Here is a 17,484-nt window from a genome sequence, read left to right as displayed (position 1 = left end):
CGCTCTGAGACATGGCGTCAAACGCAACAATGAAGTGCATACAGTGCGTCTTCCGCCATGTCTCAAAAGGGCTTTGCTGCGGGCATGTGGAAAACAAATCTTCAATCTGCCAGTGTCGCCGCCGGGGACGCTGCATCTCCCAAGGTTTCTCAGCGCGGGGCCCTTGCAGGTCTTTCGCTGGGCATGCTTCTGTCCTCCCTCGGGACCAGCAGCGCCAGCGTTGCACTGCCTGAGCTTGCTCGTGTCTTCCATGCTTCAGTGCAGCATGCGCAGTGGGTTGTTCTGGCCTATCTGCTCGCGGTTACCGCCCTCAGTGTCAGCGCGGGGCGTTTGGGAGATGTTTTCGGCAGCCGGAGATTGCTCATGGCGGGAGTCGCCCTCTTCACCACGGCATCCGTGTTCGCAGGTGCCGCTGCGTCTCTCGGCTTGCTAGTCGGTGCCCGGGCACTGCAGGGAGCGGGGGCAGCAATGATGATGTCTCTTTCGGTCGCCCTGGTGGGAGAAACTTTCCCCAAGGAGAGAACCGGCAGGGCCATGGGCTTGATCGGCACCATGTCAGCCCTGGGCACGGCGCTCGGGCCGTCGCTGGGGGGCATGGGCATCGCGGCAGCTGGTTGGAGAGCGATCTTTCTGATGAATGTTCCCTTGGGTCTGCTGACCTTTGCTCTGGTTGGCCACTACCTTCCATCCGATCGGGTGCAGCCCCGGGCGCGGATGAATCTCTCCGCCTTGGACTTGGCGGGAAATGTCTGGCTGGCTGTGGCGCTCTCAGCTTATGCACTGGCTATGACCACAAACCGGGGGCATTTCGGGGTGGGGAATCTGGGGCTGCTGCTCGCGTCGGCGGCTGGAGTCCTGACTTTTTTGCGAACAGAAGCAAAAGCAGAGTCACCTCTCGTGCCGCTGAAGGTGTTTCACCTGGCACCCGAATTGCGAAGCGGGCTGACCGCAGGCGCATTGGTTGCCACGGTAATGATGTCCACCCTGGTCGTCGGGCCCTTTTACCTCGCAGTCTCTCTGGGGCTGGATGCTGCTGCGGTGGGTGTGGTGATGACATGCGGGCCTGCAGTGGCGGCGCTTGCAGGAGTTCCCGCCGGCCGTCTGGTGGACCGCTTCGGCGCGCGGTGGACGGTCTTGACCGGCCTGAAGGGAATGACTGCGGGTTCCGTGCTGCTGGCCCTCCTGCCCCAGGGGGCTGGCATCGCCGGGTATGTCGCTTCTATCGTCCTGATCACAGCGACTTATGCGCTTTTTCAAACGGCAAACGTCACGGCCGTCATGAAGAACGTGGCGCCGGCTCAACGCGGCCTTGTTTCCGGCATGCTCAATCTCTCGCGTAATTTGGGCCTGATCACCGGAGCATCTGTGATGGGAAGCGTGTTCACACTGGCGACAGCGATGGCCGCAGAGCCTCTCCCGGCAGGCCCGGATGCCATCGCCCAAGGCTTGAAAGCGACCTTTGCGGTGGCGGCTCTTTTGGCGAGCATCGCTCACGTCGTGATATCAAGGCAGCGGCGTGCGGAGAGTTAAGCAATCACGGCGCGCGCCAGGAGGCCTGCATGAGCTTTTCCAGCTCCGCCACGATTTCGGGCTTTTCGGCAGCGAGATTCTTTTCCTCGCCGATGTCGGACTCCAGATTGTAGAGGAGTTTTTCGAGAGACCTGGCCTTGCCTTTGTTTTTGACCTTCGTTTCTGAAGGCTCGCCTCCTGTATTGAGGTGGATGAGTTTCCAGGGCCACTTCAGCACGGCAAGCTTGCCCCCTTGCTCATTGAAGGCCCAGTAGAGATGGGAATGCTCCCGCTGCCCCGGTTTGCCGAGCAGGGTGGGGGCGAAGGAAATGCCGTCGATCCGTGTTTCGCTTTCGAGCTTCGTCAGGCTGAGATCCGCCACGGTGGGGAGGAGGTCTTGAAAACCGCTGACGTGCTCGCTCACGGCTCCGGCTTTCACCTTGCCGGGCCACCAGGCGATGAAAGGCTCGCGGATGCCGCCGTCGGTCATGTCGCGCTTGATGCCCTTGAAGTCGCCGTTGCTGTTGAAGAAGTCGCTCTGGTGCCCGCCCTCCTGATGCGGGCCGTTGTCGCTTGAAAATATGACCAGGGTGTTTTCGGCGAGGCCGAGTTCCTTGAGGCGGGCCAGGATTTTGCCCACGTCATTGTCCAGGAAGCGCATGAACTGGGCGAAGCCTTTCTCAGCGTCGGGCCAGTCCTTGTCTTTGTATTCGCCGTAGTCGGGAGATTCCATGCCATGGCCGAGAGGAGAGGTTTTGCCGGCCTCGTTGTTGGCGTGGGGGATGTTGAAGGCGTAGTAGAGGAAGAAAGGTTCTTTCTCCTTGGCACGCTCGCCCAGATAGCGCTGCACATCGTCGGAAAGCAGCTGAGGTGCCCAGGCCTTGCGACCGTCCAGCGGCGCCACGCCGGTGCCCACGAGGTCGCTGTCAGAATAGTCTTTCGCATCTTTGGCGGAGCCTGGGATGACGGTGTTTGGCAAGTTCACGATCTTGCCGTTCCGGACAAGAGCCTTGGTGTAGAAATTGTGCGCGTGGCTGGTGCCCACGTAGCCGAAGAATTCATCGAAGCCCTTGCGCTGAGGGTCATCGAGAGGAAGCGGCTTTCCCAGGCCGTATTTGCCGATGCAGGCGGTGTGGTAGCCGGCCGATTTCAGCACCTTCGGCAGAGTCAGGTCCTCATCCGGGATGTGGCCTTCGCCATTCCCACGCACGCGGCAGTGGCCGGTGTGCAGGCCCGTCATGAGCACGCAGCGCGAAGGCGCACAGACGGTGCAGCCTGCATACATGCGCGTGAATTTCATGCCCTCGGCGGCCATCTTGTCGAGGTTCGGCGTCGTCAGCATTTTCTGCCCGAAGCAGCCGGCATCGCCATAGCCCATGTCATCGGCCAGGATGAAGATGATGTTCGGCTTGTTGTCCGCGGCGTGGGCTAGAGCGCCGAGCAGGAGCAGTGAGAGAATAAGGAAGGGCTTCATGGAGTGACACCAAAACGCGGGAAGTCGCGGGTTGCTTCAGGAAAAGAGGCTGTCTAGCGTGGAGAACCATGAACAAGATCCTCGTCCTGTATGATTCCCGCAGCGGCAATGTCGCGAAGATGGCCGCGCTTGTGGAGGAAGGGGCACTCCAGGTATCGGACACCGAGGTGCGCCTGCGCCATGTCGATCAGGCCACAGCAGATGATGTCGTGTGGTGTGACGGTCTCGCTGTGGGAAGCCCGACGAACATGGGCATCCTCTCTTGGAAGATGAAGCGCTTCTGGGACGAGACGATGGCCGACAAGTGGCTGGAGGTGGATGGCAAGATCGCCTGCGCCTTCAGCAGCGCAGGCGGCTGGGGCGGCGGCATGGAGATGGCCTGCCAGTCCATCCTCACCGTGCTCATGAATTTCGGTTTCCTCGTCTTCGGTGTCACCGATTACTCCGGCAAAAAGATGACACTGCATTATGGAGCGGTGGCTTCCAAGGCACCGCGAGAAGAGGAGACCCAAGAGGCCTGCCGCATCCTCGGCCGCCGACTCGCGGAATGGACCGCGCTCTATGTGCACGGCCGCAAGGATCAGAACCCGCTGACGAAGAAGGTGAAGCGCTTGTGCCCGAGTGATTTTGTGGAGGACAAGCCTGAGGCGATCTGATTTTTGAGGATTACCCGCCACTTGCTGAGGGGTAGAGATTGTGGGATTATGAGCCTTACCAGTGTGACAAATCGCTAACCGTAGGCACAGTCCATGGATAAACTTCAAACCATAGTCGATTGCATTCGCAGCCAGGTGGGCCCCCCACGTGAAATGTCCGAGATGTCGAAAATTGTGCTCGAAGCAGGTCGTGTAGCCACGGAAAAGATGCTCGACTATTACAAGCGCATGGGGATCAGGGTAACGCCGCAGATGACGCTGGCGCCGGAGAAAACTAGGAGGAGGCGAAGGAAAAAGCCTCTAGTCGAAAAGGTACATCCTATTCATGCCATCTCCACGCCTCGAACCATGCTTGCCTCCAACAGCCTTCAGGAAGTTCCACCGATGGAAATGTCGGAGATGGTGCGCATCGGCCTCGAAACCAGCCGGGTGGCTACTGAAGAGATGCTGGACTACTACAAGCGCATGGGCATCAAAGTGACGCCTCAGATGACGCTGGCGCCGGAGAAGCCGAAGAGGGCGAGCAAGAAGCGAGCCTCGTAAAGATCGGGAGGCATGCCGCTGATGGAGACCCATGACAGAAACCATGCGGCGTAACCGGCTTTTACAAATGGGATCGCTCATGCTGGTTCTTGGCGCGGGTTTGGTGTGGAAGTCTCGCTATCTTCCTCTGTCGCCGTTTCTCGCCAAATACGGTGGGGATGCGCTTTGGGCGTTGGCTATTTTTCTCGGAGCGGGGCTTTGCTTTCCCAGAGCATCCACGTGTCGGGTGGCCCTCATCGCTCTTGGCTTCGCGTGGGGAATTGAATTCTCGCAGTTGTATCACGCTCCCTGGCTCGACCAAATCCGCAGCACCCTGCCAGGGCGGCTTGTTCTGGGTTCCACCTTCAATGCGCCGGACCTGCTGGCGTATGTGGTAGGGATAGTCTTGGGAACCGGCGCGGAATTTCTTTGGCGACGACGACGATAAAGCTCAGGTGGTTGAAGGAGGACAAAAATGAATCGAAGGACGTAGGACACAACCGGCATGCCCGCGAGAGCCGTATCATGCTGCATGAGTGCGGCACACGCAGTTCAACCAAGTCACGAAGACAGGGATTCACATCTGGACGAGTATCTGCCGCTGGCGGTGAGCATTTTGCTGTCACTGCTGGCTGCAAGTGCCAGGCAAATGGAGATGGCCGGAGGCGCGTGGCAATGGATGAGCTGGATGCACGACTTCACGGGCATCTTTTTGATCATGTTTTCCATGTTCAAGTTCTTCGACCTTTCGGGGTTCGTGTGTCGGTTTCGAAGGTATGACCTGCTTGCAAAACGGGTGAGGGCTTATGCCTATGCCTATCCGTTCATCGAGCTGGTGCTGGGATTTGCCTACCTTGCGCATTGGCATCCGGGGAGCGTTTATGCAGCCACCATTGTGGTGATGCTCTTCGGAGCCGCGGGTGTGGCAGGAAGGCAAATCAAGAGTGCGCCTCTTTCGAGCGTGCCTCTGCTGGAGGATTTAGGAATCGCGGCGATCGCTTGTGCCATGCTAATCCATGGCATCTAGGAGCGCCTGCAGCTTGATGTGACATCCTTCCACAGACAAAGGTCTGTGGAAGGTGCTGAAGGAGGCGGAATGCAGGCAGGAGGGTTGAGCTGTCTCACCCCTTCACAAACTCCACCTTCCCCTTCTTCATCTCGGCGGTGATGTGGTCGCCTTCTTTGAAGCCGCCTTCGAGGACCGCGAGTGAGAGCGGATCGAGGAGATGCTTCTGGATGGCGCGTTTGAGGGGGCGGGCGCCGAAGACGGGATCGAAGCCAGCATCCGCCAGATAGCGGGTGGTGTCATCCGTGACCGTGAGGTGGATGTTCTGCTTGGCGAGACGGTCGATGACGCGCTGAAGCTGGATCTTCACAATGCTGTCGAGCTGCGCGGCATCGAGGCGGTCGAAGATGACGATCTCATCGATGCGGTTGAGGAACTCGGGGCGGAAGAACTGTTTCAAGCTGTCGCGCACCAGGGCGTCGCGCTGTTCAGGATTGGTGACGTCCTGGATGGCGCTGCTGCCGATGTTGCTGGTCATGATGAGGACCGTGTTTTTGAAATCGACCGTGCGGCCCTGGCCGTCGGTGATGCGGCCGTCATCGAGGACCTGCAGCAGCACATTGAAGACATCGGGGTGCGCTTTTTCGACTTCATCGAACAGCACGACGCTGTAGGGACGGCGGCGCACAGTTTCGCTGAGCTGGCCGCCTTCTTCATAACCGACATATCCCGGAGGCGCGCCGATGAGGCGGCTGACGCTGTGCTTCTCCATGTACTCGCTCATGTCGATGCGGGTCATGGCGCTTTCGTCATCAAAGAGGAATTCGGCGAGGGCTTTGCAAAGCTCGGTCTTGCCGACACCGGTGGGGCCGAGGAAGAGGAAGCTGCCGATGGGACGGTTTTCATCTTGAATGCCCGCACGCGCACGGCGCACCGCATTGCTGACGGCGGCGATGGCGTCCTTCTGGCCAATGACGCGCTGGCTGAGGCGCTCCTCCATTTTCACGAGCTTGGAGCGCTCGCCTTCCTGAAGACGTGAAACGGGGATGCCGGTCCAGTTGGCAACGACGCGGGCGATGTCATCCTCCGTCACTTCTTCGCGCAGCAGTGAATGAGCGGCACGCGGTTGCGAGGCTTCCACAGGGGCGGCGCTGAGTTTCTTTTCGAGGTCGGGGATGAGGCCATACTGAATCTCACCCGCGCGGCCGAAGTCGCCACGGCGCTGGGCTTGTTCGAGCTCGGTGCGGAGGCGGTCGATCTCTTCCTTAACCTTGCGGCCGGCATCGACGGTTTCCTTCTCCTTCAACCACTGGGCTTTCAGAGCGGCGGAGCTTTCCTTCAGATCGGCGATCTCCTTGTCGAGTTTTTCGAGGCGGGATTTAGAGGCGGCATCCTTTTCTTTTTTCAGAGCTTGGCGTTCCATCTCGCCCTGCATGATCTGGCGTTCGATGACGTCAATCTCCGTGGGCATGGAGTCGAGCTCGATCTTGATGCGGCTGGCGGCTTCATCCACAAGGTCGATGGCCTTGTCCGGCAGGAAGCGGTCGGTGATGTAGCGATTGCTCAGCGTGGCGGCGGCGATGATCGCACCGTCCTGGATGCGCACACCGTGGTGCACTTCATAGCGCTCCTTCAGACCGCGCAGAATGGCGATGGTGTCCTCCACGCTGGGCTCGCCCACCTTCACCGGCTGGAAGCGGCGCTCCAGCGCGGGGTCTTTTTCGATGTATTTGCGATACTCGTCCAGCGTGGTCGCGCCGACGCAGCGCAGTTCGCCACGGGCAAGCTGCGGCTTGAGCAGATTGCCAGCATCCATGGCACCTTCGCCTTTGCCGGCGCCGACGATGGTGTGGAGTTCATCGATGAAGAGAATGATCTCGCCTTCGCTGGAGGTGACTTCTTTGAGGAATGCTTTCAGACGTTCTTCAAATTCACCGCGAAACTTGGCACCGGCCATCATGCCGCCGAGATCCATGCTGATGAGGCGCTTGCCTTTGAGAGAATCGGGCACGTCCCCCGCAACAATACGACGCGCAAGACCTTCGGCGATGGCAGTCTTGCCCACGCCAGGCTCGCCAATGAGCACGGGGTTGTTCTTCGTGCGGCGGCTGAGCACCTGCATCACTCGGCGGATTTCTTCATCGCGGCCAATGACGGGGTCGATCTTGCCCTGCTTCGCGCGGGCGGTGAGGTCGGTGCCATATTTTTCCAGCGTCTGGTATTTGCCTTCGGGGTCTTGATCCACCACGCGCTGACTGCCACGCACGGCGGAGAGGCCTTTGGAGACGGTGTCATAGGTCAGCCCGGCCTGCTTAAGCAGATCGGTCAGTTCGGTCTTCGTTTTGAACAGGGCCAGGATGACGTGCTCCACGCTGAGGTATTCGTCCTTCAGCTTTTTCTGCTCATCCTCGGCCTTGGTCATGAGCTCGCGCATCTCATTGGAGAGATGCAGGCCGCTGGTGCCACCGCTCACCTTGGGCTGGCGGGCGAGGAGGGCTTCGACGTTGGTTTTCAGGCTTTGAGCCGCAGCGGGATTGACCGCTGACTTTTCAAACAGCGGCGTGGCGATGCCGCCTTCCTGCTCCAGAAGTGCGAGCAAAAGGTGGGAAGGCTTCAATTCCTGATGCCCATGGCGGGTGGCGATGGACTGGGAGGCATTGAAGGCTTCCTGCAGCTTAACGGTGAATTTTTCGGGTGACATGGTTGATGGGAGAAGGGTTGGTTTCTCTATCTTTCTTGCTGGAAGCATGCCACAGCCACGGCAGGGCCTGCTACGCCTGATTTGCCTAGTGAAGGGCCTCTTTTAATACGTTTGGTGTGCACGAATTGAGTGCATCGCTGTCACTGCGAAAACGCCGAAGTGGCACAGATGTGCAGCACAAAGGTGGCGCTACTTTTCCCGCCCCGGAAACTCCGTGCTCGCACCGCTGCCGATGGTTTCCTCGTCGTTCATCATGAGGTCATACCCCGCCATTTCCACCTCCCCATGGCGCACCTTCTTTTTCGCCATCGCGACGGAGATCCACTGGAACTCGGCGTTGTTGTCCAGCAGCACCTTGAGCACCATGGTCAGAGGCACGGCCAGGAACATGCCCAGCGGCCCCCACAGCCAGCCCCAGAAGATGACGGAGAGAATGACCACCAGCGGGGAGATGCCAAAGCGATTGCCCAGCATGGTGGGCTGCACGAAGTTATCGAGGAAGAAATTGATGCCGCCGTAGCCGAGAGCGACGAAGACCGCGGTACCAGGACCGTGTTGCACCAGCGCCTCCACGATGGCGGGCACGGAGGCCGCCGTGCTGCCCACGGCCGGGATGTAGTTAAAAAGGAAGGCCAGCAGCGCCCAGAGCAGCGGGTAGTGCAGATCAAAGAACCAGCACCAAAAACCTGCCAGCAGGCCTGTCAGCGCGCTGATGAGAGTTTTGACGCCCAAGTATTTCTGGATGTCATCCGCGCTGCGCAGCAGGCCGCTTAAATCAGGCCCTCCGGAAAGCTGGACTGCCTGCAGCCGGCTCTGGGTGCCGTGCGCCTCCATGAGGATGAACATCATCACGATGATGACCATGATGAGGCTGGCGAGAAACGTGGCCAGGGTGCCGAAAGTGCTGATTCCCAGGGAGCCGAGATTGCTCATGACATCCTGCTGGGTGGCCCAGCCGATGAGGTTGTTCCAGTCAAACAGCCCGCTCACCGTCGTTTTGGCGTCTGGCACACCGTTTGCCTCCAGCCATGTGGCGGCTTCATTGGAGTAGCGCTCCAGTCCGCGCAGGTAGTGGGGGAGATCCCGCCAGAAACTGATGAGCAACCGCACACCGACGGTCACCAGACCCGCCAGCACGCTCAGGTTTACCGCCATGGTGATGCCAAGCGCCAGACCAGCCGGCACCCTGCGACGTCGCAGCCAGCGCACCATCGGGTAGCTCAGCACCGCGAGGAAAAATGCATACACAATCGGAACCAGCACATTCGCCGCGATCTTCATGCCCGTGAGCACCACAAACAAACACGCGAGCGTCACCACCGCCTGCGAGCCTTTGCGGCCCCAATCCACGGTGTGGTCCTGATCCTGAAACAATGACATGATCTGCAATGCCGCAAAATAGCTGCTGGCTCAAGATTTTTCCATGAAGTATAGAGCACATCCATGATCTCCACGCACCGCCGCCTGTTGAATCTCAATCAAAAACACGTCTTCGGAGACGATCGCAATTCCCGCGGGCTGGGCCTCAGTCCCCGCGTCATCATGGGTCTGCTCATCATGGCCGGCACGTTGCTCTACTACCAGTTTGGCACAACCAGCTACCATAATGAGTTCACCGGGCGGGATCAGAAGCTCTCGCTGGCCACACCGCAGGAGGAAATCGCCATGGGATTGGAATCCGCCCCTCAGATGATCCGCCAGAGTGGCGGCCTCTCTCGTGATGCTGCCGGTCGCGCGATGGTGGACCGCGTCGGTGCACGTCTGATCGCCTCCACGGCAGCCCGGGAGACTCCTTATCAGTTCCAATTCCACCTGCTGGCCGACACACAAACCGTGAATGCCTTCGCCCTGCCCGGCGGGCAGATTTTCATCACCGAGGCCTTGTTTCGCCGGCTAAAATCCGAAGACCAGCTCGCAGGCGTGCTTGGTCACGAGATGGGTCACGTGGTGGGCCGGCACTCCAATGAGCAGATGGCGAATTCCCAAAAGTGGAGCGGCCTGGCGCAGGGCTTCGGCATCATGACCTCCGATGGCCGCAACAACAGCGGTGCCTATCTTGCCAATTTTGTGGCCCAGTGGCGTGTGATGTCTTTCAGTCGTGAAGATGAATCAGAGTCCGACGCCCTCGGCGTGCGCTTCATGATGCAGGCCGGCTACAATCCTGAAGCGCTCATCGGCGTGATGGAAATCCTCGCCCAGGTGAGCGGTGGCGGGGGCAGATCCGAATTCATGAGCTCGCATCCGAGTCCGGACAATCGCATGGAGCACATCCGGGCGGTGATTGCGCAGGAGAGAGCAGCGCGGCGCTGAGGATTGGGATCATCCTGATTCCTCAAGACTTCGCTCCAGCCAAGGCTCCCAAACCTGAGACGAAGAGACCCGTATTACGGTGCCATTCCCAGCGGGCGGTTTTCCGCGCCTTTCACTTTTTGCAAAGCATCCCCCAGCTCTCTGCGCATCGGCTCAGCAAGCTTTTGCAAACGCTCCACGATCTCCGGATGATCCTTCGCCACATCGCGTGTCTCGCCCGGGTCGTCCTCCAGGTTGAAGAGTGAAAGGCCGATGTTCTCCACGCGATAGCCATGCCGCGAGGCGATGCCTGAGATGCCGCTCTGCGTGATGGCCTTCGGCTTCATCTGCCCAAAGCGTGCCGGTTTCCCATCACGCCCCGGCTCGCCATCCACGGTGATGTAGGGGTGTGGAAAGTGCAGCTTCCACACTCCGCTGCGCACGGCTTGCAGTTCATCGCCACCATAGAAAATCAGCGCCTCATGCGGCGACTTGGCGCCCGCTTTTCCTTCCAGCAGCGGGAGAATGTTACTGCCATCGATTTTGCGCTCGGAGAGCTTGCCTCCGATCAAGGTGGAAATCGTCGGCAGCAGGTCAATTTCCATCACCGGTTCGTCGCACACCTTTGCCGCAGGCACACGTCCCGGCCAGCGGGCGATGAAGGGGCTGCGCACGCCGCCGTCAAAGGTCGTCAGCTTGCCTTCGCGCAGGGGCCTGGCACTGCCCGCGTGGTTGCCGTAGCTGAGGAAGGGGCCGTTGTCGGAAAAGAGGATGACCAGAGTGTCGTCCTCGATGCCGCAGCTCTTGATCGTGCCGAGGATCTGGCCCACCGACCAGTCGAGTTCCTCCACGACGTCGGCATACACACCTGCGCCTGATTTGCCACGGAAGGCCTCATTGGCAAAGATCGGCACGTGCGGCATCACATGCGGCACATAGAGGAAGAAGGGGCGGTCCTTGTTTCGCTCGATGAAGCTCGTCGCGCCTTTCGTGAAGCGCTGGGTGAACTGGCTTTGATCGGGGTCGGTTTCGACGACTTTCAGGCCATCATAAAAGGGCAGGGGAGGCATCTCCTGCGCAAGCGAGGGGTGGTACTTGCTGTTGTCATTGGAATAGGGGATGCCGAGGAATTCATCGAAGCCGTTGTTCAGCGGATTGAAAAGCAGGTCGGTGCCCAGGTGCCATTTGCCAAAGGCCGCCGTCGCATAGCCGCGCGCTTTGCACATTTCAGGCAGCAAGAATTCATCGGGATGGATGCCTTCCTTGCTCGTGTGGTTCAGCGCACCCTGCATGCCCACGCGGTTGGCGTAGCATCCGGTCATCAGCGACGCCCGTGAGGCGCTGCACACCGCCTGAGCCACGTAGAAGCTGGTGAACTTCGTGCCCTCAGCCGCCATGCGGTCGATGTTCGGCGTTTTAATTTTCTCTGCGCCAAAGCAGCCAAGATCAGCGTAGCCCAGGTCATCGAGCAGAATGACCACCACATTGGGAGGACGCTGATCCGCGGCGGAAAGGGACACGGTGGCAAGGAGGAAGGCGAGCAGCAGGCGCATGAGATCATCGTGGCAAGGGCGGGCGGAAGTGGCGAGATTTTTTGCAGCAAAATGCTGTGGCGCTTGCCAGCACGCGCGTTTCCTGGCTACTATTCAGGCAATGTTCTGGCGTGTGGCGGCAGTTTTGGCGGTGCTTTTCTGGGCGGTGATGTCCGGACTGCTGGTGCGTGACATTTATTTTCCGGAGGCCTCGCGCTTCGCCATCGTCCCGCCCAAGATGGTGATGAATCTGTTCTTGCGGCAGTCGGAAACCTTCGGCACCACGCTGCATCTCTATCATCATCGCGAAAAAATCGGCCATGCAGATCTTCAGGTAAGCCGCCGCAACAAGGCGGAAGGCCTGGTCATGTACGACCTGATCGCCCATGGTGTGGTGGAGCAGGCGGAGCCGGGCGATCAGATGCGCAGCATCGCCGCCACCTGGAGCATCGGTTCCACCCTGGCAGATGCGGAGCGCTGGCAGCATCTGACTCTCAAAGCCAGCTTTCCGCACCAGGATGCCAGCATGCACCTGAACTGGAACGAAGACCAGCCCTCGCCAGAAGTTCAGGTCAAGCAGGGAGACCGTGTGGTGATGAATTCAAAGGATGTAAAGATGCTCGTGGACATGGTTTCAGGCAAAGGCGGCGCCATGGCCGTGCTTTCCATGTTTGGCGGCAGCCTGCCGAAATCAGGCAGCACGCAGCCGGAGGCAATGACCTTGCAGGCGCGGGAAGGGCTCATGGCGCTCGCTGGCAGGCAGCGGAAGTGCTTCATACTCACGCTGCCCATCCTGGGAATGTACGAAGTGAAGATGATCTTTACCGAAGCCGGCGAGCTCGCGCGCATCGACCTGCCGGACGACTACGTGCTGCTGGAGCCCACCATCCACGGACTGCAGGACTCGGCGCACTGATCCGAACTTATTCTGACACATGATCGAGATCGAAGACCTCACGATGAATTATGGCGAACTGCGGGCGCTCGATGGCCTGAATCTCACCATCAAGCCCGGCGAGCTGTTTGCTTTCCTCGGCCCGAATGGCGCCGGCAAAACCACCGCCATGAAACTCCTCACGGGGCTGATGAAGCCGGATGCCGGGCGCGTGCGGCTGTGCGGGCACGATGTCCAGCTCGAATCTCTGCAGGCCAAGTCTCTGCTCGGCTATGTGCCGGACGTGGCTGTGTTTTATGAGAAGCTCACCCCGCTGGAGTTCATGGAATTCATCGCCGAATTGTTTGAGATGGATCCTGCCCATGCGCAGGCGCAGACGGCGGCCCTGTTCACCAAATTTGCCCTGCATGAGTATTCCCGGCAGCGGATTGAAAACCTCAGCCACGGCACGCGGCAGCGTCTCGCCATCGCCAGCGCCTTGCTGCATGACCCGAAGGTCTTCGTCATCGACGAGCCGATGGTCGGACTGGACCCCATTCATGCCCGCACGGTGAAGCGGGAGATCAAGGAGCGCAGCCTGGCCGGCACCACCGTGCTCATGAGCACCCACCTGCTGAACATCGCGGAAGAACTCGCCGATCGCATCGGCATCATTCATCATGGCAGGCTCGTGGCTCTCGGCACGCTGGAGGAGCTGAGGCGCGACCATGAGCAGCGCGGCAGCAGGCTGGAAGACATCTTTTTAAGCATGGTCGAATGACCTGAAACCCTCGCGCCGGTCCGCGCGTTCCTTCCCACCATGAAAGCCCTCCTTCTCTCCCTTCTTATGACATCCGTCGCTCTCGCCGCCGACACCAACGTTCAGGACATCAAGGTCAAGGACATCGATGGCAAGGAGGAAACACTGAAGGCCTATTCTGGCAAAGTTCTCCTCATAGTGAATGTGGCCTCCGAGTGTGGCTACACACCGCAGTATGCGGGCCTGCAGGCACTGTCTGAAAAGATGAGCGGCAAGGGCCTGGTGGTGATGGGATTCCCCTGCAACGACTTCGGTGGCCAGGAGCCCGGCAGCGAGTCCGCCATCAAGGCCTTCTGCACCGAGAACTACAAGGTGACGTTTCCCATGTTTGCCAAAGTGGCGATCAAAGGAGATGGCAAGCACCCGCTGTATTCCGCGCTGCAATCTGCCACGGGAAGTGAAGTCGGCTGGAACTTTGAAAAGTTCCTCGTCGGCAAGGATGGCAAGGTGTTGCAAAAATTTGGCTCGGATGTGGAGCCGAATTCACCGGAGCTGACAGCGGCGATCGAGGCGGCGCTGAAGTAGTCTCTTAATGCTTCGCCATCCAATCCGCGAGCTGCCGCCTTTGCACCGGCAGCTTCCTGTGAAAGCTGTCCTCAATCGCCGCCGCCGCCATGCCACTCTCTCCTTCAGGAATAATGCCCAGCATTTCAGCCAGACGCTGCTCAAAGCGCGTGATCAAAGCGGGCACGGGGTCCTTCCCTGAGAGATAGTCCAGCGCTTTGACGAGCAGTTCGTGAATCTCAGGAATGGGCGAATCCGTTTCGGCGACGAGGGTGACGAGTTTGACCAGGTAGGTGGCGGCAAGCACGCGACCGTAGCTTTCACGCAGGCCCAGGCGCGGATTCGTCCAGCGGGCTTCGGCCAGCGTGTGCAGATCGCTGGACTTGCTGCGCACAAAGCGGAGTTCGGCGGAAACAAAAAGGTCCAGCACGCCGGCGAGGGGGGATTTGGGCCGCAGCGCGCCTTTGGCGATGGTCTTGAAAAGACCGATGTCCGGCGAGCACCATTGCACAATGAGGCTGGCCTCCGCGTAGCGCGTGCGCCCGATGAGAATGGCCTCGGTTTTTTCCATGATGACAAAGGCGTTGAAGTCCCGCGCCCAGCCGCTATCTACGCTGCATCATGGAAAAAACCAGCAAGACCATCCTCACCGACCTCCAGGCCCTCGACACCACCGCCCTCAAGGCCAAGTTGGGGGAGCTCCGGAGGTATCTTTGACGTACCGAAATTAAAAGACGAACTGGCCATGCTGGAGGACCGCATGGCGGCTCCCGGCTTCTGGGATGACGCAAACGCGGCGCGCAAGCTGATCGACCGCACCAACGTCATCAAAAAGAAAATCGGACCGCTGCAGGAGCTGGAGACGCGTGCCGCCGACTTTGACGGACTCATCGAACTGGCCAAAGAAGCCGGAGACATGGAAACCTGGCGCGAGGTGGAGCTGGAGCACAAAAAGCTCACGGAAGACGTGGGCACCTTTGAGCTCAGCCAGCTGCTCAAAGGACCCTTTGACCGTGGCAATGCCTTCATCAACATCCATTCCGGCGCCGGCGGCACGGAGGCCTGTGACTGGGCGGACATGCTCATGCGCATGTACCAGCGCTGGTGCGTGCGCCGTGGCTACAAAGTGGAGCTGATCGACCATGAACCCGGCGACGACGTGGGCACTCGCTCCGCCACGCTCGAAGTCATCGGCGAAAATGCCTTTGGTTTCCTGCAGGCCGAGCGCGGCGTGCACCGGTTGGTGCGCATCTCGCCCTTCGATGCCGCGAAGAAGCGGCACACGAGCTTTGCCTCCATCGACGTGACGCCGGACTCCGAAGAGGACATCGACATCGTCGTGCGGGATGAAGACCTGCGCGTGGACACCTATCGTGCTGGCGGCAAAGGCGGCCAGAACGTGAACAAGGTGGAAACCGCCGTGCGTCTGACGCACATTCCCAGCGGCGTCATCGTCGCCTGCCAGATCGAGCGCAGCCAGCCGAAGAACCGGGCCAAAGCCATGGCCATGCTCAAGGCCAAGCTCTACCAGATCGAGGAAGACAAGCGCAAGGCCGAGATCGACCGCCAGTATGGCGAGAAGAGTGAAATCGGCTTCGGTTCGCAGATCCGCAGCTACGTCTTCCAGCCCTACCAGATGGTCAAAGACCTCCGCACCGGCGTCAAAACCAGCGGCATCTCCGACGTCATGGACGGCGAACTCGACCCCTTCATGGAAGCCATGCTCCGCGGCCAGAAAGCCGGGGAAGGGGACAAGGACGACGACGAGTAAAACCCGTTTGCGGTTGTTGGCAGTGGTTTGCTGTTGTTTGCGATGGTTCAACAATCGCAAACCATTGCAATCCATCGCCAACCATTGCAAACTCTCCGCCCATGAAGCCTGTCTTTGAAAAAGTGCCCAAGCGTCAGTGGGAGTCGTTTCACTGTGAGGTGGTGCGTGCGCTGGACTATGGCACGCGCTGGCATTTTCATCCGGAGTATCAGCTCACGCTGGCGATCGAGAGCCGCGGGCATCGGGTGGTGGGGGACAATATTGGGCCCCTGACAGATGGGGACATTGTTCTTATCGGGTCCAATCTGCCGCATGTGTGGCATCAGGACACGAGCGCGAAGTCGCGCCGAGTGAATGCCATCATCGTGCGGTTTGACGAGGACTTCCTGGGACGTGACTTCATGGCGCTGCCGGAAATGGAGCCGGTAAAGCGGCTGCTGCAGCGCGCCGCGCGTGGCCTGGAGGTGCGTGGTCCTGCGCGTGCAGCCGTGACGGAGCACATGAAGCGCCTTGCAGACAGCGAGGGGCTTGCGCGGGTGATCGAGCTGCTGGCGATTCTCAACGCGCTGGCGAAATCGGAAGATTTGAAGGCGCTGGCCAGTTCCAATTTCGAGCCCAAGCTCGAATCCGCCGACCAGGGCCGCATGGAGCGAGTGATCGACTTCATCCACACACATCTGACGGAGGAAATTGATCGCGAGCGCTTGGCCAAGCTGGCGCACCTCAGTCTCGGGGCTTTCAGCCGCTTCTTCCATTCACGCACGGGCAAAACCGTTCCCCAATATGTGAACGAAGTGCGCATCGGCCGCGCCTGCGGCATGCTCGCGGAAGATGTGTCCAACATCACAGACATCGCCATGGACTGCGGCTACCGGAACCTGGCAAACTTCAACCGTCGCTTCCGCGAAGTCATGGGCACCACCCCGAGTTCTTACAGGCAGAAATTTCGCGGCATGGCCGGGAAGTGACATCCAGCGCCACTTGCACCGCCGTTCATCTGGTGAGATATGCAGGACATGAGTCAGATGCTTGAACCGGATCTTTCCGTGGTGGACCTTCGCTCCTACTTCGTACGGAAGCGCAATGCGCTGCTGGTGCGGGGACGGTTCAGTCCGCTTTACCTCGACTACTACCTGCACCTCATGCAGCACGGCATCCAAAACGCCGAGCCTCTGGATCAGATGCTCAAGGACGCGCTGGCCGGACTGGCGCTGCACCTGTGCTCACGTCCGCAGGACGAGGGCTGCGCATGGACCATCCACGTCAAGGAACCGCAGCGGGCGAACATCTTCGTGACTGGGAGCACCCGTCCCGGCCGTGTCGCGGGGCGGGTCTTTACGGAAGATGTGCGCCAGGATGGAGAGGCCCTGTTCATCGCCCAGACAACCCGCCCGGACCAGCCGCCGCGGCAGAGCATGATCGAGTTTTATGGCAGCGACATGCTGAAAGCCGTGGAGACTTTTTACACCACCAGCGAGCAGCGCATCACCCGGTTTTTCCGTCTCGAAGATGAAGAATTTGTGCAAATCTCCGCGGAGCCCGACTGCGATGAAGAATGGCTCAATGCGCTGACGCTGGAGAAGGTGCTGGAAATCGAGACCGCGGAGCACCTCACGCTGCTGGAGACCCGCGGCTATGTGTTTGAGTGCGGCTGCTCCATCGAGCGGCTGATGCCCATCATCATGCGCCTGCCGCAGGATGACCTGGACCATATTTTTGCCGATGGCGTGGCCCAGATCACCTGCCCGCGCTGCGGCGCTGTCTTTCGCACTCCAAAGGAGAGCTTTGAGCAGTGGCGCTCCGCGCACTCGTAGGGCAAGCGTCCC

General features: G+C 59.8%; 17 protein-coding genes. 12 read left to right on the top strand and 5 right to left on the bottom strand.

The annotated features are described in order from the left end of the window. Positions 1-57 precede the first annotated feature (57 nt). Positions 58-1,530 (top strand): MFS transporter, encoded by a 1,473-nt coding sequence (locus ACILSO_RS01350; protein ID WP_395735551.1) that lies wholly within the window; start codon positions 58-60, stop codon positions 1,528-1,530. A 4-nt stretch (positions 1,531-1,534) separates the two neighbouring features. Here ACILSO_RS01350 and ACILSO_RS01345 read toward each other — a convergent pair whose 3' ends face one another. Then, on the bottom strand, positions 1,535-2,983 hold the full coding sequence (locus tag ACILSO_RS01345; RefSeq protein WP_395735550.1) for an arylsulfatase: 1,449 nt from the start codon (positions 2,981-2,983) through the stop codon (positions 1,535-1,537). 68 nt (positions 2,984-3,051) lie between these two features. On the opposite strand from ACILSO_RS01345, the gene ACILSO_RS01340 reads away from it, so the two are divergent. The 4 genes from ACILSO_RS01340 (at position 3,052) to ACILSO_RS01325 (ending at position 5,188) form a co-directional block, all read left to right on the top strand. Beyond that, positions 3,052-3,639, top strand: coding sequence for a flavodoxin family protein (locus ACILSO_RS01340; RefSeq protein WP_395735549.1), 588 nt, complete (start codon positions 3,052-3,054; stop codon positions 3,637-3,639). Positions 3,640-3,987: 348 nt separating this feature from the next. Beyond that, positions 3,988-4,182 carry a hypothetical protein gene (locus ACILSO_RS01335; protein ID WP_395735548.1) on the top strand — a complete coding sequence of 65 codons (195 nt, stop codon included), beginning with the start codon at positions 3,988-3,990 and terminating at the stop codon, positions 4,180-4,182. Positions 4,183-4,213: 31 nt separating this feature from the next. Further along, positions 4,214-4,609 (top strand): DUF2809 domain-containing protein, encoded by a 396-nt coding sequence (locus ACILSO_RS01330; RefSeq protein WP_395735547.1) that lies wholly within the window; start codon positions 4,214-4,216, stop codon positions 4,607-4,609. Positions 4,610-4,693: 84 nt separating this feature from the next. Continuing rightward, positions 4,694-5,188, top strand: a complete 495-nt coding sequence (locus tag ACILSO_RS01325; RefSeq protein ID WP_395735546.1) for a MauE/DoxX family redox-associated membrane protein — start codon at positions 4,694-4,696, stop codon at positions 5,186-5,188. Between the two features lie 94 nt (positions 5,189-5,282). Here the strand turns inward: ACILSO_RS01325 and clpB are convergent, their stop codons facing one another. Together clpB and ACILSO_RS01315 are read right to left on the bottom strand one after the other, a co-directional pair. Beyond that, positions 5,283-7,868 carry an ATP-dependent chaperone ClpB gene (clpB, locus tag ACILSO_RS01320; protein ID WP_395735545.1) on the bottom strand — a complete coding sequence of 862 codons (2,586 nt, stop codon included), beginning with the start codon at positions 7,866-7,868 and terminating at the stop codon, positions 5,283-5,285. A gap of 189 nt (positions 7,869-8,057) precedes the next feature. After that, positions 8,058-9,248: an AI-2E family transporter gene (locus tag ACILSO_RS01315; RefSeq protein ID WP_395735544.1), complete on the bottom strand. Its 1,191-nt coding sequence runs from the start codon at positions 9,246-9,248 to the stop codon at positions 8,058-8,060. A 63-nt stretch (positions 9,249-9,311) separates the two neighbouring features. On the opposite strand from ACILSO_RS01315, the gene ACILSO_RS01310 reads away from it, so the two are divergent. Continuing rightward, positions 9,312-10,178, top strand: a complete 867-nt coding sequence (locus ACILSO_RS01310) for a M48 family metalloprotease (protein ID WP_395735543.1) — start codon at positions 9,312-9,314, stop codon at positions 10,176-10,178. Between the two features lie 74 nt (positions 10,179-10,252). On the opposite strand, the gene ACILSO_RS01305 is transcribed toward ACILSO_RS01310, so the two are convergent. Further along, positions 10,253-11,710, bottom strand: coding sequence for a sulfatase (locus ACILSO_RS01305; RefSeq protein ID WP_395735542.1), 1,458 nt, complete (start codon positions 11,708-11,710; stop codon positions 10,253-10,255). Between the two features lie 100 nt (positions 11,711-11,810). Here ACILSO_RS01305 and ACILSO_RS01300 point away from each other — a divergent pair, with 100 nt between their 5' ends. The 3 genes from ACILSO_RS01300 to ACILSO_RS01290 are packed head-to-tail and all read left to right on the top strand — an operon-like array spanning position 11,811 to position 13,908. Next, positions 11,811-12,605, top strand: a complete 795-nt coding sequence (locus ACILSO_RS01300; RefSeq protein ID WP_395735541.1) for a hypothetical protein — start codon at positions 11,811-11,813, stop codon at positions 12,603-12,605. Between the two features lie 19 nt (positions 12,606-12,624). Beyond that, on the top strand, positions 12,625-13,344 hold the full coding sequence (locus ACILSO_RS01295) for an ABC transporter ATP-binding protein (RefSeq protein WP_395735540.1): 720 nt from the start codon (positions 12,625-12,627) through the stop codon (positions 13,342-13,344). A gap of 39 nt (positions 13,345-13,383) precedes the next feature. Beyond that, complete coding sequence (locus ACILSO_RS01290) at positions 13,384-13,908, top strand: glutathione peroxidase (protein ID WP_395735539.1); 525 nt, start codon at positions 13,384-13,386, stop codon at positions 13,906-13,908. A gap of 4 nt (positions 13,909-13,912) precedes the next feature. Here ACILSO_RS01290 and recO read toward each other — a convergent pair whose 3' ends face one another. Then, a complete protein-coding gene (gene recO / locus ACILSO_RS01285) occupies positions 13,913-14,458 on the bottom strand; it encodes a DNA repair protein RecO (protein WP_395735538.1) in 546 nt (181 codons plus the stop codon). 50 nt (positions 14,459-14,508) lie between these two features. Here recO and prfB point away from each other — a divergent pair. The 3 genes from prfB (at position 14,509) to ACILSO_RS01270 (ending at position 17,472) form a co-directional block, all read left to right on the top strand. After that, positions 14,509-15,658, top strand: a protein-coding gene (gene prfB, locus ACILSO_RS01280) for a peptide chain release factor 2 (protein WP_395735537.1) whose coding sequence is annotated in 2 segments (ribosomal slippage) — positions 14,509-14,595 and positions 14,597-15,658 — 1,149 coding nt in all. Because the reading frame shifts where the segments join, the coding sequence is not laid out codon by codon here. Positions 15,659-15,759: 101 nt separating this feature from the next. Beyond that, positions 15,760-16,626, top strand: a complete 867-nt coding sequence (locus ACILSO_RS01275) for a helix-turn-helix domain-containing protein (protein WP_395735536.1) — start codon at positions 15,760-15,762, stop codon at positions 16,624-16,626. A gap of 48 nt (positions 16,627-16,674) precedes the next feature. Further along, positions 16,675-17,472 carry an Hsp33 family molecular chaperone HslO gene (locus ACILSO_RS01270; protein WP_395735535.1) on the top strand — a complete coding sequence of 266 codons (798 nt, stop codon included), beginning with the start codon at positions 16,675-16,677 and terminating at the stop codon, positions 17,470-17,472. Positions 17,473-17,484: the final 12 nt, after the last annotated feature.

The organism is Prosthecobacter sp. (genome assembly GCF_044226605.1).
Lineage (GTDB): Bacteria > Verrucomicrobiota > Verrucomicrobiia > Verrucomicrobiales > Verrucomicrobiaceae > Prosthecobacter.
The sequence above is the reverse complement of the archived record's forward strand: the minus strand, read 5'-3'. Positions and strand labels throughout refer to the sequence as shown.

Excerpts from the sequence above, each read along its gene's own strand:
- ACILSO_RS01305 (WP_395735542.1), bottom strand. The coding sequence starts at position 11,710 with ATGCGCCTGCTGCTCGCCTTCCTCCTTGCCACCGTGTCCCTTTCCGCC.
- ACILSO_RS01290 (WP_395735539.1), top strand. The coding sequence starts at position 13,384 with ATGAAAGCCCTCCTTCTCTCCCTTCTTATGACATCCGTCGCTCTCGCC.
- ACILSO_RS01350 (WP_395735551.1), top strand. The coding sequence starts at position 58 with ATGTCTCAAAAGGGCTTTGCTGCGGGCATGTGGAAAACAAATCTTCAA.
- ACILSO_RS01340 (WP_395735549.1), top strand. The coding sequence starts at position 3,052 with ATGAACAAGATCCTCGTCCTGTATGATTCCCGCAGCGGCAATGTCGCG.
- ACILSO_RS01335 (WP_395735548.1), top strand. The coding sequence starts at position 3,988 with ATGCTTGCCTCCAACAGCCTTCAGGAAGTTCCACCGATGGAAATGTCG.
- recO (WP_395735538.1), bottom strand. The coding sequence starts at position 14,458 with ATGGAAAAAACCGAGGCCATTCTCATCGGGCGCACGCGCTACGCGGAG.
- ACILSO_RS01330 (WP_395735547.1), top strand. The coding sequence starts at position 4,214 with ATGACAGAAACCATGCGGCGTAACCGGCTTTTACAAATGGGATCGCTC.
- ACILSO_RS01295 (WP_395735540.1), top strand. The coding sequence starts at position 12,625 with ATGATCGAGATCGAAGACCTCACGATGAATTATGGCGAACTGCGGGCG.
- ACILSO_RS01310 (WP_395735543.1), top strand. The coding sequence starts at position 9,312 with ATGATCTCCACGCACCGCCGCCTGTTGAATCTCAATCAAAAACACGTC.
- ACILSO_RS01315 (WP_395735544.1), bottom strand. The coding sequence starts at position 9,248 with ATGTCATTGTTTCAGGATCAGGACCACACCGTGGATTGGGGCCGCAAA.
- ACILSO_RS01275 (WP_395735536.1), top strand. The coding sequence starts at position 15,760 with ATGAAGCCTGTCTTTGAAAAAGTGCCCAAGCGTCAGTGGGAGTCGTTT.
- ACILSO_RS01300 (WP_395735541.1), top strand. The coding sequence starts at position 11,811 with ATGTTCTGGCGTGTGGCGGCAGTTTTGGCGGTGCTTTTCTGGGCGGTG.
- ACILSO_RS01325 (WP_395735546.1), top strand. The coding sequence starts at position 4,694 with ATGAGTGCGGCACACGCAGTTCAACCAAGTCACGAAGACAGGGATTCA.
- ACILSO_RS01345 (WP_395735550.1), bottom strand. The coding sequence starts at position 2,983 with ATGAAGCCCTTCCTTATTCTCTCACTGCTCCTGCTCGGCGCTCTAGCC.
- ACILSO_RS01270 (WP_395735535.1), top strand. The coding sequence starts at position 16,675 with ATGAGTCAGATGCTTGAACCGGATCTTTCCGTGGTGGACCTTCGCTCC.
- clpB (WP_395735545.1), bottom strand. The coding sequence starts at position 7,868 with ATGTCACCCGAAAAATTCACCGTTAAGCTGCAGGAAGCCTTCAATGCC.